Here is a 15,348-nt window from a genome sequence, read left to right on the forward strand (position 1 = left end):
TTTATGCCTTGCTAGCAAAAGCGACCTAGTGTTCGTCGCCGAAGGATATGGCGCTGGCCGGATTCGGGGGGTTATGGTTACCGCGCTAAACAGTGAACAGCCGGTTGAGAGAAGAAGAGATGGACTTCGCTGGTTTGTCTGACGAGCGTGATGCACGCTCGGTCGCAGCGCACAGCTTGAGTGGCGCCCGTGACCGTCGCGGGCACCACTCTCGCGGCGGCGCAGTCCGTCCCGGCCCGGGGCATGTCCGGCAATCGGGGCCGCCGGTGACCGCCGGCCGGACTGTCGGTGCTTTGGATCGCGCAACGGTTGTGGCCGACACCGCGGATCAGCGCCAGGCCGACTACTTTCTGCGTCTGCTGACCCAGAACCGCCGGCTGATCAACCAACGGATCGAGGGCTACCACAAGGCGATTGCCGTCGCCGAAGCCAGAGGCGACGCCGAAAGCGCATGTGCCTTTCGGCGCACCGCGCGCATCGAGGAGCAGGAGCGCCAGGCGCTCGACGGCCTGATCGAGAACCTGCAGCGCCGATTTGTGGTCCAGCCCACAGCCGACCTGCCGCGGGGACCGCGGCTCGTGGTCCGCTAGGCCGCAATCACCGGCCTGAGGCGGCGCGTTTCAACTCGGCTTTTGGTCGGCTTTTGGTCGGCTTTTGGTCGGCTTTTGGGCTTCGCGGGTTCGGGACTGTTACCAGTTCAGCAACCGTTGCCACTACTGATCTAGGCTGACGCCCAGGGGTTCAACACCAGACTTACCGAGGGAGACACCAGTGACGGTCCGAGTAGGTATCAACGGCTTCGGTCGAATCGGACGCAATTTCTACCGGGCGTTGCTTGCGCAGCAGGAGCAGGGCGGCGCCGATATCGAGGTGGTGGCGGTCAACGACCTCACCGATAACGCCACGCTCGCGCATCTGCTGAAATTCGACTCGATCCTGGGCCGGCTGCCCCACGATGTGACCCTGGAAGGCGAGGACACCATCGTGGTCGGCCCGGCCAAGATCAAGGCCCTCGAGGTACGCGAGGGTCCGGCCGCCCTGCCGTGGGGTGATTTGGGCGTCGATGTCGTCGTGGAGTCCACCGGCATTTTCACCAACGCGGCCAAGGCCAAGGGCCACCTGGACGCCGGCGCCAAGAAAGTGATCATCTCGGCCCCGGCGACCGATGAGGACATCACCATCGTGCTGGGCGTCAACGACGACAAGTACGACGGCAGCCAGAACATCATCTCCAACGCCTCGTGCACGACGAACTGCCTGGGTCCGGTCGCCAAGGTCCTGCACGACGAGTTCGGCATCGTCAAGGGCCTGATGACCACGATCCACGCCTACACCCAGGACCAGAACCTGCAGGACGGCCCGCACAAGGACCTGCGCCGCGCGCGTGCGGCTGCGCTGAACATCGTGCCGACCTCCACCGGGGCGGCCAAGGCCATCGGACTGGTCTTGCCTGAGCTCAAGGGCAAGCTCGACGGGTACGCACTGCGGGTGCCGATCCCCACCGGCTCGGTCACCGACCTGACCGCCGAGCTGGCCAAGGCGGCCAGTGCCGAGCAGATCAACGCCGCGATGAAGGCCGCCGCCGAGGGCCCGCTCAAGGGCATCCTGAAGTACTACGACGCGCCGATCGTGTCCAGCGACATCGTCACCGACCCGCACAGCTCGATCTTCGACTCGGGCTTGACCAAGGTGATCGACAATCAGGCCAAGATCGTGTCGTGGTACGACAACGAGTGGGGATACTCCAACCGACTCGTTGACCTGGTCGCACTGGTCGGCAAGTCGCTGTAAACCGTGAGCGTCCCAAACCTCGAAGACCTGCTGTCCGAGGGTGTTTCGGGTCGCGCCGTGCTGGTGCGCTCCGACCTCAATGTCCCGCTCAACGATGCCGGCGACATCACCGACCAGGGCCGGATCACCGCGTCGGTCCCGACGCTGAAGGCACTGCTGGATGGCGGTGCCAAGGTGGTGGTGACCGCGCATCTGGGACGCCCGAAGGACGGGCCCGATCCGAAGCTGTCGCTGGCGCCGGTCGCGGCGGCGCTCAGTGAGCAGCTGGGCCGGCACGTGCAGCTGGCGGGTGACGTCGTCGGAACCGATGCGCTGGCGCGTGCCGAGGGCCTGACCGACGGCGACATCCTGTTGCTGGAGAACATCCGCTTCGACCCGCGCGAGACCAGCAAGGATGACGGCGAGCGGCTGGCGTTGGCGAAGAAACTCGCCGAATTGGTCTGGCCGGGAGGGGCTTTCGTTTCGGACGGCTTCGGTGTGGTGCACCGCAAGCAGGCCTCGGTGTATGACATCGCCACCCTGCTGCCGCACTACGCCGGCAAGCTGGTGGCCGACGAGATCGCGGTGCTCGAACAGCTGACGAGCTCGACGCGGCGGCCCTACGCGGTGGTGCTCGGCGGGTCGAAGGTGTCGGACAAGCTCGGCGTCATCGAGTCGCTCGCGACCAAGGCCGACAGCATCGTGATCGGCGGCGGAATGTGCTTCACTTTCCTTGCCGCACAAGGCTATTCGGTAGGAAAGTCGCTACTCGAAGAGGACATGGTCGAGACCTGCCGCAACCTGCTGGACACCTACGTCGACGTGCTGCGACTGCCCGGCGACATCGTGGTGACCGAGAAGTTCAGTGCCGATTCGCCACCACAGTTCGTCGCCGCCAATGCGATTCCGGACGATCTGATCGGCCTGGACATCGGTCCGGGGTCGGTGAAACGCTTTGGGGCGCTGCTGTCCAACGCTGAGACCGTGTTCTGGAACGGCCCGATGGGCGTCTTCGAATTCCCGGCTTATGCTGCCGGCACCCGGGGGGTGGCCGAGGCGATCGTCGCGGCGACCGGCAAGGGCGCCTTCAGCGTGGTGGGCGGTGGAGATTCCGCCGCGGCCGTGCGTGCCCTCGGCATCCCCGAGGACGCCTTCTCGCACATCTCGACCGGTGGTGGCGCGTCGCTGGAATACCTGGAGGGCAAGGAGTTGCCCGGCATCGAGGTGTTGGGGCGTCCCCAGCCAAGCGGAGGAGACTCGTGAGCCGTAAGCCGCTGATCGCCGGCAACTGGAAGATGAACCTCAATCACTTCGAGGCCATCGCGCTGGTGCAGAAGATCGCATTTGCGTTGCCGGACAAGTACTTCGACAAGGTCGACGTCACGGTGCTGCCGCCGTTCACCAACCTGCGCAGCGTGCAGACCCTGGTCGACGGTGACAAGCTGCGGCTGACCTATGGCGCCCAGGACTTGTCGCAGCACGACTCCGGCGCCTACACCGGCGACATCAGCGGCACCTTCCTGGCCAAGCTGGGTTGCACCTTCGTGGTCGTCGGCCATTCGGAGCGGCGCACCTACCACAACGAGGACGACGCGCTGGTGGCCGCCAAAGCCGCCGCCGCGCTCAGGAACGGCCTGACCCCGATCGTGTGCGTCGGCGAGCATCTCGATATCCGGGAGGCCGGCGAGCACGTGAGCCACTGCGAGAAGCAGGTGCGTGAGTCGCTGGCCGGCCTGTCGGCCGAGCAGATCGGTCAGGTCGTGATCGCCTACGAGCCGGTCTGGGCGATCGGCACCGGCCGGGTGGCCAGCGCCGGAGACGCTCAGGAGGTCTGCGCGGCGATCCGCCGGCAGCTGGGCGAACTGGCGACACCCAAGATCGCCGACACCGTGCGGGTGCTCTACGGCGGCTCGGTCAACGCCAAGAACGTCGGCGAGATCGTCGCGCAGGACGACGTCGACGGCGGGCTGGTCGGGGGAGCGTCGCTGGAGGGCGAGCAATTCGCGACCTTGGCGGCCATCGCCGCCGGTGGCCCGCTGCCCTGACGTCGTTGTGGCCGAGCCGGTCCGGTAGCACTCAGCCGGCGTGGGCCAGCGCGCGATTGCGTGCGTCGATGGCTTCCTGAGTCGCGGGAACCAAGAGGTCCCCGCCCGCACCGACGGTGCCCTGGGCATGGGTGACGTGCGGGCGCTGATCACGCTCATATTGGGCCATCGCTGCATCCAGGTCGTCGGCGTTGTCGGACAATGCCTTTGCCAGTAGCCATGTTCCGGTGATGGCCAGGCTGGTTCCCCGCCCGGACATCGGGGATGCGCAGTGGGCCGCGTCGCCGACAAGCACGACCCGTCCCCGGTGCCACGATGGCATGTCGATCTGGCTCACCGAGTCGAAGTACAGTTCCGGGTCACGGCATGCCGCGTCGAGCAGTTCGGGCACCCGCCACCGGCCGTGTCCGCCGAATTCCTCGGTGAGGACGCGCTTCTGCGCATCTAGGTCGTGGTAGTCGTACTCGATCCAGGATGAGCGGAACTCCAGCACCGCCAACGCCACGTCGCGATAGGCGACAACGCCGGCCATGTGCCCCGGGAAGTTGTAGATCGGGTTGGGGGCGCCGGTCGGACGGTAATGCGGCAAATTCGCCAGCGCGACGTAGAAGCCGAGATGACGCAGATACCGGCGCTCAGGACCGAAAATGAGCCGGCGGGTCGCAGAGTGCAGACCATCGGCGCCCACTACGAGGTCGTAGCGGGCCTGCCCGCCAGAGACGAACAGTACGTCGACACCGCGACCGTCGTCGTGCAGTTCGGTGACGGACTCGCCGAACCTCAACGCGACGGAAGGCCCGAGACCATTGCGCAGGACGTGCGCCAAATCTTCTCGCGGGATTTCGGTGTCGTAAGCCGTGTCGTTGATCTCCGCGAGCGGTAGATCGGCCACCCGGTCGCCGTTGCCGTCGACGAAGCAACTGCGTGCCGTCATGTCGACCTGGCGGGCCCGGATCTCATCGAGGATGCCCATCTGTCGCGCGACCGTCAGTGACTCGCCGCGAATGTCGATCGGTGATCCGTTGACCCGAAGATGTTGTGCGCGTTCGACAATGGTGATGTCATGCCCGGCGTTGCCCAGATTGATGCCCGCGGACAGCCCGGCCATGCCCGCGCCGCAAACCAGAATGCGCATGAGTAAACCCCTCGGATATAGGAGACATAGTGTATCCAAAGAACGATAGCGATCGGAGTTAGGAAACGCAATGACTCTTACCGGCGCGGGCCTAGCCCCTCAATCCCCGGTTGCGCGCGTCGATCTCGGCCTGAGTGGCGGGGGCCAGCAGGGCGCCGCCCGGGGCGGCCGTCGCCCGGCAGCGGGTCACGTGCGGCCGCCGATCGCGGTCGTATCGGTCCCACGCCCGGGCGAGGTCGCCGGGGTGCTCGCGCAAGGCTCGCGCGAGGAACCAGGCGCCGGTCAGGGCCAGGCTGGTGCCGCGCCCAGAAAGGGTTGCGGCGCAGTGTGCGGCATCGCCCACGAGAACGACGCGACCGTTGTGCCAGCCCGGCATTTTGATCTGACTCTCGGAGTCGAAGTAGAGCTGCGGGTCTCTGACGGCGGCGTCGACCAACTCAGGAACTCGCCACTCGTCGTGACCGGCGAAGGCATCGCCCAGGATCCGCTTACCTGCCGCCAGGTCGTGGTAGTCGTAGTCGATCCACGGCGAGCGAAACATGAAGAATGCGAACGCTTTTGCGTTGTAGGACATGATCCCTACGAGGTGTCCCGGGAAGTTGTACATCGGGTTTACCCGATCGCTCGGATGATAACCGGGTAGCGCCGCCATCCCGGTATAGAAGCCGAGGTGGTGCAGGAACTGCCGCTGCGGCCCGAATGTGAGCTCCCGCACGGCCGAATGCATTCCGTCCGCCCCAACGACGAGGTCGTATCGGTCAGCCGCGCCCGAGGAGAACCGGACGTCGACACCGAATCGACCGCCGTCGAGTGCGGCGATGGATTCGCGCAGCCGCAATTCCGTTGACCCCAGCCGGTCGCGCAGGAGGTCGATGAGGTCGTCACGGGCGATCTCGACGTCATCGGGGCCGTCGTTGATCTCGTCCGCCGGCAGTTCCGCTACCACCGTGCCGTCGCGGTCGACGAATTGCACCCGCTCGGTCATGTCGATGCTGCGCTCGTGGATTTGCCCGAGCAGGCCCATCTTGTCGGCTACGTCGATCGAGTCCCCACGAATGTCGATCGGCGGCGCGCTGCCCCCCAAGTGGTCCGCGCGCTCGACGATGGTGACGTCATGGCCGTCGGAACCGAGGTTGATCGCGGTGCTCAGGCCCGCGACACCGGCACCGGAGATGAGAATGCGCATCGGTAGGCCTCGCCCGGCGATAGGATCCATTGCGTATCCAATGAACGGTAGCGATCAGCCTTAGGGAACGCAATGCCTCTTACCTCTAACGCCGCTCCGCAGCGTCGCCGCGGTGTCGCCCTCGAGAACGCGTTGCTGTCCGCGGCCTGGGAAGAACTGAATGAACGCGGCTACGACGACTTCACGATCGATGGCGTCGCCGCTCGGGCCCGCACCAGTCGCGCGGTGCTGTACCGACGCTGGCCGGGAAAGCCGGAACTGGTACACGCCGCGTTGATCGCTGCAGCCAAAAAGGATCCACTCACGGTGCCGGACACCGGCAGTCTGCGCGGCGACGTGATCAACCTGCTGCGGCAGGTCAATAGCCAGCGCGGCCATCTGGCCATCACCGTGATGACCCGGCTCGGCGGTTTCTACCGCGATACCGGCACCAACATCGCCGACCTGCGCAACGTGCTTGAGGGTGAGCGCGGCGCCACGATGAACAAGCTTGTCGCGCGCGCCATCACCCGTGGGGAGATTCGGCCTGGCCAGGTCAACGGCCGAGTGGCACAGCTGCCCACCGACCTGCTTCGCCACGATGTGTTGGTCACGCTGGCACCCCTGACCGACCAAGCCATTGAGGAGATTGTGGACGCGGTGTTCCTGCCCCTCGTCCGGCTCGGCGCCGACGTCTAGATGTTGGAAGACCTGCCCATCCGGTCATCGGGTCGGCCTCGAGTGACGGGTTCCTCGCGCCCGGTAAGCTATCCGTCATGGTTTTGGCCCTACAGATCACCCTGGTGGTCACCAGCATCCTGGTAGTGCTGCTGGTGCTGCTGCACCGTGCCAAGGGTGGTGGCCTGTCCACGCTGTTCGGCGGTGGTGTGCAGTCCAGCCTGTCCGGATCCACGGTGGTGGAGAAGAACCTGGACCGGCTGACGGTGTTCGTGGTCGGTATCTGGCTGGTGTGCATCATCGGCATGGCACTGCAGATCAAGTACCGCTGACCCGACTTCACTCGGCAAGCGGGTAACGCCGCGGGCACCGATACTGGATCGCATGGTTTCTGAGCCCGTCGCCGAGGTCGTTCCCGAGGCCGCGCTGGCGCCGATTGGTGCTGTGCAGCGGACCCGCGTCGGCCGCGAGGCAACCGAGCCGATGCGCGCTGACATCAGGATGCTCGGCACCATCCTCGGCGACACCGTGCGCGAGCAGAACGGCGACGAGGTTTTCGAGTTGGTCGAACGCGCCCGGGTGGAGTCTTTTCGGGTGCGCCGCTCCGAGATCGACCGGGCCGAGATCTCGCACATGTTCGACGGCATCGACATCCACTTGGCGATCCCGATCATCCGGGCGTTCAGCCACTTCGCGTTGCTGGCCAACGTCGCCGAAGACATCCACCGCGAGCGCCGGCGTCATATCCACGTCGACGCCGGCGAACCACCGCAAGACAGCAGCCTGGCCGCCACCTACGCGAAACTGGATTCCGCGGAATTGGATTCGGCCACGGTGGCCGAGGCGCTCAAGGGTGCGCTCGTTTCGCCCGTCATCACCGCCCACCCCACCGAGACTCGCCGGCGGACCGTCTTCGTTGCCCAGCACCGGATCACCGAGCTGATGCGACTGCACGCCGAGGGGCACCGGGAAACCAGCGATGGCCGCAGCATCGAGCGTGAGCTGCGCCGCCAGGTGCTCACGCTCTGGCAGACCGCGCTGATCCGGTTGTCCCGGCTGCAGATCACCGACGAGATCGACGTCGGCCTGCGGTATTACCAGGCCGCACTGTTCGAGGTGATCCCGCAGGTCAATTCCGGGGTTCGCGACGCGCTGCGCGCCCGCTGGCCCGGGGCCGATTTGCTATCGGCGCCCATTCTGCAGCCGGGCTCGTGGATCGGCGGTGACCGCGACGGGAACCCGAACGTCACTGCCGCCGTGGTGCGCCGGGCCACCGCCAGCGCCGCGTTCACAGCGCTGTCGCATTACCTGGCCGAGCTCACCCACCTCGAGCAGGAGCTCTCGATGTCGGCGCGATTGATCAGCGTCACAACGGAATTGACGGCTCTGGAGCAGAGCTGTCCGGAGCAGGCCAGGGCCGACGAGCCGTATCGGCGGGCGGTGCGGGTTATTCGCGGCCGGCTCAGTGCGACGGTCACCCAGATCCTGGATGACCAGCCGCAGCAACTGCTCGACCTGGGCATGCAACCGTACGCCACGCCGGACGAACTGAGGGCCGACCTCGACATCATCGATGATTCGCTGCGCACGCACGGCAGCGCCCTGCTGGCCGAGGATCGGCTGGGCCTATTGCGAGAAGGCGTGCACGTATTCGGGTTTCACCTGTGCGGGCTGGACATGCGGCAAAACTCGGACGTGCACGAGGAAGTGGTTGCCGAGCTGCTGGCCTGGGCCGGGGTACATCCGGACTACCGTTCGCTGCCCGAAGACGAGCGAGTCGAGTTGCTGGCGGATGAACTGACCACGAGGCGCCCCCTGCTGAGTGACCGCGCGGAGTTGTCTGAGCTTGCCCACCAGGAATTGAGCGTGGTCGAGGCCGCCGCGTTCGCCGTCAAGCGGTACGGGCCGGCGGCGGTGCCCAACTACGTCATCTCGATGTGTCAGTCCGTCTCGGACGTGCTGGAGGCCGCGCTGCTGCTGAAGGAAACGGGACTGCTCGATGTTTCCGGGCCCCAACCCTATTGCCCGGTGGGCATTTCGCCGCTGTTCGAGACGATCGACGATCTGCACAACGGTGCGGCGATACTGCACGCGATGCTGGAGCTGCCGATCTACCGGTCGTTGGTGGCCGCCCGCGGGGACAGCCAGGAAGTGATGCTCGGCTACTCCGACTCGAACAAGGACGGCGGCTATTTGACCGCGAACTGGGCGGTGTATCGGGCCGAGCTGGCGCTGGCCGAGGTGGCCCGCAAGACCGGAATTCGGTTGCGGCTCTTTCATGGCCGCGGCGGCACCGTCGGCCGCGGCGGTGGCCCCAGTTATCAGGCCATCCTGGCCCAGCCGCCCGGGGCGGTGAACGGTTCACTGCGGCTGACCGAGCAGGGCGAGGTGATCGCGGCCAAGTACGCCGAACCGCTGTTGGCGCAACGGAATCTGGAAAGCCTGGTGGCCGCCACGCTGGAGTCGACGCTGCTGGATGTGGAGGGTCTCGGCGACGAGGCAGAGCCGGCCTACGCGGTCCTCGAAGAGATCGCGACGCTGGCCCGCGAGGCGTACTCCGAATTAGTCCACGAGACACCGGGTTTCGTCGAGTACTTCAAGGCGTCCACGCCGGTCAGTGAGATCGGATCGTTGAACATCGGCAGCCGTCCGACGTCGCGCAAGCCCACCGAGTCGATCGCGGACCTTCGTGCCATTCCGTGGGTGCTGGCATGGAGCCAGTCGCGGGTGATGCTGCCCGGCTGGTACGGCACCGGATCGGCGTTCGCGCAGTGGATCGCCGCGGGCCCCGAAAGCGAGCGAGTCGAAGTTCTGCACGATCTGTATCAGCGGTGGCCGTTCTTCCGCAGCGTGTTGTCCAACATGGCGCAGGTGCTGGCCAAAAGCGACCTGGGACTGGCGGCGCGATACGCGGAATTGGTGGCCGATGAGTCGTTGCGGCGCAGGGTGTTCGGCAAGATCGCCGACGAGCATCAGCGGACGATCGCGATGCACAAGCTGATCACCGGTCAGGACGACCTGCTGGCCGACAACGCGGCGCTGGCTCGTTCGGTGTTCAACCGCTTCCCGTATCTGGAGCCGCTGAACCACCTGCAAGTCGAGTTGCTTCGGCGCTACCGGTCGGGTGACGACGACGAATTGGTGCAGCGCGGAATCCTGCTGACGATGAACGGGTTGGCCAGCGCGTTACGGAACAGCGGGTAACGGGCATAGGGCAGGGGAGGAGGTCCCATGTCCGCATCGATGCCATCCGATCACACGATGACCCCGGCCCGCTTCGCCCAGAACGAGCTCTTCGAGCGGCTGGCACGTGGCGGGTTCGTGGTGAGCGGACTGCTGCACCTGGTCGTCGGATACCTCGCCATCCGAATCGCGTTCGGCGAGGCCGGTACCGCCGATCAAACGGGTGCGCTGGCCACCCTGGCAAGCAAGCCGGGCGGGCCTGTCGCGCTGTGGTTCGCCGCCGGCGCTCTGCTGGTGCTGGGTCTGTGGCGCCTCGTCGAGACCGCACTCGGCCGATCCAGCGACCAGCAGGACGGCGCGTCGTCGAGCGCACTGGATCGGGCCAAAGCATTCTCGCTCGCGGTCGTCTATGTCGCGCTGGCGTATTCGGCTCTCGGTTTCGCGCGCGGCGCCGGCAAGTCTGCCGGTCAGCAGAATTCGACGATCAGCGCACGGCTGATGCAGAGCACGGCCGGCACGATCGCCCTGGTGGTCTGCGGCGTGATCGTCATCGCGGTGGGGGGTTACCACGTCTACAAGGGTGCCAGCCGCAACTTCGTCGACGATCTGAAAGGCAAGTCCGGCAACGTGGTCCGGCGTCTGGGCATCGTCGGCTACATCGCCAAGGGGGTGGTGATCGCCGGCGCGGGCGTACTGGTCATCGTCGCCGCATTCTTGTCGCAGCCGGAGAAGGCCACTGGCCTGGATGCGGCCCTCAAGACGCTGGGCGCTCAACCGTATGGACGGATTCTGCTGGTCGCCGCCGGTCTGGGCATCATCACCTACGGTTTCTACAGCTTCGCGATGGCCCGGCGGACCAAGATGTAGCGGTCGGCGAGCGCGCCGCGAAGTATCGGTTAACAGCAACTGAATCGCGTGCTCTGCCGCGCCGGGCGCGAATACGCTGACGCTGGGCCGAAGTGGGGCGGGACCACCTGCGGCCCATGCATATCAAGCGATACCTGGCGGGGAGATCTTGGGCGCATCCGGGCCACCACTGTGGCTACTCGTGATTGTTGTCTTCGCCGTCGCAATCGCCATCGCGGTGGGCTGCATATGGCTTGGAAGCCGCATGATGCCGACGCCGGTGCTCGGCCGAGATCACAACCCGGCGATGTCGCCGTTCATCGCGATTGTCAGCCTCGTTTACGGCGCGCTGCTCGGGTTCACCGTGGTGGCCACGTGGGAACAATTCTCCGCCACCCAGGTCATTGTCGCCAACGAGGCATCGGCGCTGACCACGATGTATCGCCAGACGGTCGCGATGCCACAGCCGGAGCAGGCCCAGCTTCAGCAGCTGCTGCGCCAGTACGCGAACGCCGTGGCGGGCACCGATCGCACCAAGCCCGGCGTGGACGGCGGCAGTGACAGCGCGCGGGCGGCAATCACCGACATGTATCGCATCGTCGGTAAACAGACGTCCGGTGCCGCGTCGAATCCGATCGACTTTCAGTTCCTGAGCCAACTGACCGCGCTGGCATCCGATCGCAACGAGCGCATCATCGGCACCAAGCCCCGAATCCCGGTGTTGCTATGGGCAGGGCTGATATTCGGTGCGGTGGTTCTCGTCTCGCTCACCGGGTTCCTGCGTCTCGGGCACACCGTTGGCCATGCAGTGGTTTCCAGCACGATCGCGGTTCTGCTCGGTCTGCTGCTGTGCATCGTCTTCGCCTTCGACCATTCCTTCGCCAGCGATCATCAGATCACCGCCGCGCCGTTTCACCATGCGCTGGACGTTTTCGACGCCGTCGACCGGGGGACCTGATTAGGTGTGCGAATAGTCGACCAGGCACGGCCCGGCCGCCCGCGCAACGCCGCTGATCTGGGCCGCGACCGGCTCCGGATGTGTCGTCCATCGCGGCGTCATCCGGTAGGCGCCCAGCAGGTGAGTCATGGCGGCCGTCATCGCCGACAGCGAGAACGGCTGGGCCGGGCAGGAGTGCTTGCCGTGCCCGAAGGCGGTGACCAGCATCGGCGAAGGGAGAGCGTCTTTTTCGGTCAGCTGATGGCGGGTCCACCGATCGGGATCCCATTGCCGTAGCCCCGGCGCCGCGAAGGTGTTGAGCAACGGGAGCAGGGTGGCGATGGTCCAGCCAGGCGGGACCCGGTAGGTGGTGGCTCCGGTGTTCAGCGAGACCGGCGACAGCACGCTGCGAGACATGATCGAGCGTTGCGCCATACGCGTCGACTCCAGCGCACAGCTCTGGGCAAAGGGATTGTCGCCCAACCGTACTCGCTGCAGCTGGGCCGGGTGTTCGAGCAGGTCGACCAAAGCCCAGCCCAGCGCGGCGGCCAGGTTGGACATGGACGCGATGTGGATCAGCGCGACGTCGAAGGCGATCCCGCGCAGCCGGGAAGGCTGCGGCGCCGTCGACCAGGCGTGCACGATCCGGCCGAAGAGGTCATGATCACTGATGTCCCCGTCGTCGAATCTGCGCACCGCGGCGGCGATGGCGTCGGCAATCTCATCGAGCGCGGCGCGCTCGGCGCATTTGCCGGTCGCCGCCACCGCCGCCATCCGATCGGGGTGGACGAACGCGTCGGAGCCGTCCAGGGTGTCGAAGGCGCGCACCAGACGCTCGAAGGTCTCCCCGTCGGCCGACCCCGGTCCGGCCCACGAGGCCAGCCCCATCCGGTGGCCGAGGCGACGCATCAGATCGAACACGTCGAACGAACCCGCCCATCCCAGCTCGAGTGTTGTCTGCTCGAGCGCGCGGTCCAGGTTGACCAGATAGTTGGCCACATCGCCGCGGCGAAACAGCATGTTCGGCAGGGTGCGTCGCCCGGCAAAGATGTCGTCGGGCAGCTTGCGCCGCAGCATCAGGTAGTCGGCGACCCCCTTGCTCGCGGTCTCCTCGCTCAGTGCGTAGAACGACTCGACGCCGGTGGGCGAGAAGGTGAACAGATAGCGGTCGGGACCGCTTTTCACGGCGAAGGTGTCTCCGTGCCGGGCGCGGGCGGCGGCGATCACCGCGACGGCGTCGGTTACCGGAACGTCCCACGGCAGACCGGTGCCGTCGGCGTAGGGCGGTGCGGGCACCGGCTCGGCGCCGGTCACGGCCTACCGCGCCGGCCGGTTGCGCAGCCGGTCCACCACACCGCGCACCGCGTGCTCGGTCACCGCGAGCGGCGACATCACCGTCTCGCCGATACTCACGATGTAGTCGATGCGTCTGACGATCGCCTCCACCGGCTCCACCAGCGAGATCAGGCGTTTGGCGAGCTCGTCCAGGCTTTCCATGGTTCCTTCGAGGTGGTCCAGGCCGCCGTCCAGGCGCTCGACCGTGCCGTTCAACCGGGTCAGGGAACTGCTCAGCTCATTCATGGTTCTGCCGAGGTTGTCGAGGACGTCCTCGACCTGCTCGACCGTCTTGTCGGCGTTCAGAGCAGCCTGAGTGAGCGTCTTGATCCGGTTTCGCTCAGGCCCGTTGCGCACCGATCTGTCTGCCATGTCGGTAATTATGACCGGGACGGAACCGGGGAAAACCTCTGAACATCGAATTGGTTGTGCGAAAACAACACTGTGACGGTGGCCGTTGGGCCGGCGTGGCCCAAGGCTGCGGGTGTGAGGTGACGCGGCGGCTGGGGGAGTACGCGACCGGCTACGCCGACGCCGAAGCCGGAGCGGGCGGGGTCCTAGGGCCGGGCGGGCAGCTTGGCGGCGGCGTCCTCGTCGAGCAGCCAGAGCGTCGTCTCGAGCCCGATGGCACCCGCGGCCGGGATATCCACCGGCTTGGCGCCGCCGATGGCGGCGGCGGCCGCATCGCCCTTGGCGGCTCCCGAGACCATCAGCCACACCTCGCGGGATCGCCGGATCGCCGGGATTGTTAACGTGATTCGCTGCGGCGGGGGTTTGGGGGAGTCGTCGACGGACACCACCATGCGGCTGGTCTCGCGCACCGCCGCGGTGTCGGGGAACAGCGAGTTGATGTGGCCCTCGGGCCCCATGCCGAGCAGATGGACGTCGAAATTCGGTACCTGCTCGCCTGGCTCGGCGTTGGCGGCCAGTAGTTGTTCATAGGCCAGCGCCGCGGCGGCGAGATCGCTGCCGAATTCCCCGTCGCTGGCGGCCATCGGATGCACGTTGCTCGCCGGGATGTCGATGTGATCGAGCAGGGCTTCTCGGGCCTGTTTCTCGTTGCGCTCGCTGTCATCCTCGGGGACATAGCGTTCGTCGCCCCAGAAGAGGTGCACCGTCGACCAGTCGATCTGGTCGGCCTGAGCGCGCAAGTATTTCAGCAGCCCGATGCCGTTACCGCCGCCGGTCAGCACGATCAGGGCGCGTCCGCGCGCCGCGGCGGCGGCGTGGATGGTCTCGACGAGCCGGCGGCCCGCTGCCTCGACCAGCTGGTCGCCGTCCGGGAAGACTTCAACGGTTGTGCTCACGCGTATTGCACCTTATCGATTCCTTCGAGCGCGCTGTAGTAGACCTCGTCGGGGTCCAAGCGACGCATATCTTCGGCCAGGCATTCACGGGTTTCCCTGCGCGCCAACGGAACTAGCGCATCCGGTCGCCCGGTCCGGCTCAGGGTGGCCGTCGTTCCCTCCTGCGGCCTGCTCAGGGTGATGGTTTCGCTCTTGCGCACCAGCTCGACTTTGAGCTCGCCGACCTCGCGACGTACCGGCCCGTCGATCCGGCTGGCCAGCCAGCCCGCCAGTACGTCGAGCGAGGGCTCAGTGCGCAGACCGGATACCAGCGCGGATTCGATCTTCTCGTGCGGTTTCTGGTCGACCGCGGAGGTGAGCAACGCCCGCCAGTACGTGATCCGCGCCCAGGCCAGATCGGTGTCCCCGGCGGTATATCCGGGAAGCCGGCTCTTGATCGCCGACAACGGGTCGTCGGTGTTGGTCGCATCGGTGATGCGCCGAATCGCCAACTTCCCCAACGGGTCTTGGGCGGGAACCGCGGGGGCGATATCGGGCCACCACACCACGACCGGGATATCGGGAAGCAGGAAGGGGATGACGACGCTGGCCGAGTGACCGGACAACGGGCCGGACAGCCTCAGCACCACGACCTCGCCGGCGCCGGCGTCGCCGCCGACTCGAACCTGAGCATCCAGGCGCGCATCGTGGCCGTCGGTGTCACCGGCCGCCACGACCAGGACCCGGCTGGGGTGTTCGTGGCTGGCGGCGTTGGCGGCCACGATGGCCTCTTCGAGCAGAGTGTCGTTGTCCGACTTGATGATCAGCGTCCCGACCCGGCCCATCATGACCACGCCGGCCTCTTCGCGCAGTGCATCGAGCTTCTTGTTGACCGCGGTGGTGGTGGTGTCCAGCAGATCGACGATCATTGGCGCCACTCCTCAGCATCGCTATGCTCTGCACCGTCG

Annotated in this window: 15 protein-coding genes; 9 read left to right on the forward strand and 6 right to left on the reverse strand. The window is 66.3% G+C overall.

Features of this window, described 5'->3' with window-relative positions; translation table 11 throughout:
- Positions 1 to 311: 311 nt before the first annotated feature.
- The 4 genes from MAAFP003_RS29545 to tpiA all read left to right on the forward strand — a co-directional run bounded on the left by MAAFP003_RS29545 (position 312) and on the right by tpiA (position 3,815).
- Complete coding sequence (locus MAAFP003_RS29545) at positions 312 to 590, forward strand: hypothetical protein (protein ID WP_243393862.1); 279 nt, start codon at positions 312 to 314, stop codon at positions 588 to 590.
- A gap of 181 nt (positions 591 to 771) precedes the next feature.
- Complete coding sequence (gene gap / locus MAAFP003_RS10835) at positions 772 to 1,791, forward strand: type I glyceraldehyde-3-phosphate dehydrogenase (protein ID WP_096286793.1); 1,020 nt, start codon at positions 772 to 774, stop codon at positions 1,789 to 1,791.
- Between the two features lie 3 nt (positions 1,792 to 1,794).
- Complete coding sequence (locus tag MAAFP003_RS10840; protein WP_096286795.1) at positions 1,795 to 3,033, forward strand: phosphoglycerate kinase; 1,239 nt, start codon at positions 1,795 to 1,797, stop codon at positions 3,031 to 3,033.
- Positions 3,030 to 3,815 carry a triose-phosphate isomerase gene (tpiA, locus tag MAAFP003_RS10845; RefSeq protein ID WP_096286797.1) on the forward strand — a complete coding sequence of 262 codons (786 nt, stop codon included), beginning with the start codon at positions 3,030 to 3,032 and terminating at the stop codon, positions 3,813 to 3,815. The genes MAAFP003_RS10840 and tpiA overlap by 4 nt, the downstream gene beginning before the upstream one ends.
- A 31-nt stretch (positions 3,816 to 3,846) precedes the next feature.
- Here the strand turns inward: tpiA and MAAFP003_RS10850 are convergent, their stop codons facing one another.
- Positions 3,847 to 4,950 carry an FAD-dependent monooxygenase gene (locus MAAFP003_RS10850; RefSeq protein WP_096286799.1) on the reverse strand — a complete coding sequence of 368 codons (1,104 nt, stop codon included), beginning with the start codon at positions 4,948 to 4,950 and terminating at the stop codon, positions 3,847 to 3,849.
- 91 nt (positions 4,951 to 5,041) lie between these two features.
- Entirely contained in the window at positions 5,042 to 6,136 is a 1,095-nt protein-coding gene (locus tag MAAFP003_RS10855; protein WP_096286801.1) for an FAD-dependent monooxygenase, read from the reverse strand.
- A gap of 72 nt (positions 6,137 to 6,208) precedes the next feature.
- Here MAAFP003_RS10855 and MAAFP003_RS10860 point away from each other — a divergent pair, with 72 nt between their 5' ends.
- The 5 genes from MAAFP003_RS10860 to MAAFP003_RS10880 all read left to right on the forward strand — a co-directional run bounded on the left by MAAFP003_RS10860 (position 6,209) and on the right by MAAFP003_RS10880 (position 11,780).
- The gene (locus tag MAAFP003_RS10860; RefSeq protein WP_096286803.1) at positions 6,209 to 6,814 is read left to right on the forward strand and encodes a TetR/AcrR family transcriptional regulator; all 606 of its coding nucleotides are present in this window, start codon (positions 6,209 to 6,211) and stop codon (positions 6,812 to 6,814) included.
- Positions 6,815 to 6,891: 77 nt separating this feature from the next.
- Positions 6,892 to 7,125 carry a preprotein translocase subunit SecG gene (gene secG, locus MAAFP003_RS10865; protein WP_036468630.1) on the forward strand — a complete coding sequence of 78 codons (234 nt, stop codon included), beginning with the start codon at positions 6,892 to 6,894 and terminating at the stop codon, positions 7,123 to 7,125.
- A gap of 52 nt (positions 7,126 to 7,177) precedes the next feature.
- Complete coding sequence (gene ppc, locus MAAFP003_RS10870) at positions 7,178 to 9,997, forward strand: phosphoenolpyruvate carboxylase (protein ID WP_096286805.1); 2,820 nt, start codon at positions 7,178 to 7,180, stop codon at positions 9,995 to 9,997.
- A 27-nt stretch (positions 9,998 to 10,024) separates the two neighbouring features.
- Positions 10,025 to 10,843: a DUF1206 domain-containing protein gene (locus MAAFP003_RS10875; RefSeq protein ID WP_243393864.1), complete on the forward strand. Its 819-nt coding sequence runs from the start codon at positions 10,025 to 10,027 to the stop codon at positions 10,841 to 10,843.
- 148 nt (positions 10,844 to 10,991) lie between these two features.
- A complete protein-coding gene (locus tag MAAFP003_RS10880) occupies positions 10,992 to 11,780 on the forward strand; it encodes a bestrophin-like domain (protein WP_096286808.1) in 789 nt (262 codons plus the stop codon).
- On the opposite strand, the gene MAAFP003_RS10885 is transcribed toward MAAFP003_RS10880, so the two are convergent.
- From MAAFP003_RS10885 to opcA, 4 genes are all read right to left on the reverse strand, one after another.
- Positions 11,781 to 13,073: a cytochrome P450 gene (locus MAAFP003_RS10885; RefSeq protein ID WP_096286810.1), complete on the reverse strand. Its 1,293-nt coding sequence runs from the start codon at positions 13,071 to 13,073 to the stop codon at positions 11,781 to 11,783.
- A gap of 3 nt (positions 13,074 to 13,076) precedes the next feature.
- Positions 13,077 to 13,475 carry an ATPase gene (locus tag MAAFP003_RS10890; RefSeq protein WP_096291053.1) on the reverse strand — a complete coding sequence of 133 codons (399 nt, stop codon included), beginning with the start codon at positions 13,473 to 13,475 and terminating at the stop codon, positions 13,077 to 13,079.
- Positions 13,476 to 13,651: 176 nt separating this feature from the next.
- Entirely contained in the window at positions 13,652 to 14,401 is a 750-nt protein-coding gene (gene pgl / locus MAAFP003_RS10895; RefSeq protein WP_096286812.1) for a 6-phosphogluconolactonase, read from the reverse strand.
- Positions 14,398 to 15,309, reverse strand: coding sequence for a glucose-6-phosphate dehydrogenase assembly protein OpcA (gene opcA, locus MAAFP003_RS10900; protein WP_096286813.1), 912 nt, complete (start codon positions 15,307 to 15,309; stop codon positions 14,398 to 14,400). Before opcA ends, pgl begins: the two co-directional genes overlap by 4 nt.
- Positions 15,310 to 15,348 lie beyond the last annotated feature (39 nt).

Source organism: Mycobacterium ahvazicum (assembly GCF_900176255.2).
Lineage (GTDB): Bacteria > Actinomycetota > Actinomycetes > Mycobacteriales > Mycobacteriaceae > Mycobacterium > Mycobacterium ahvazicum.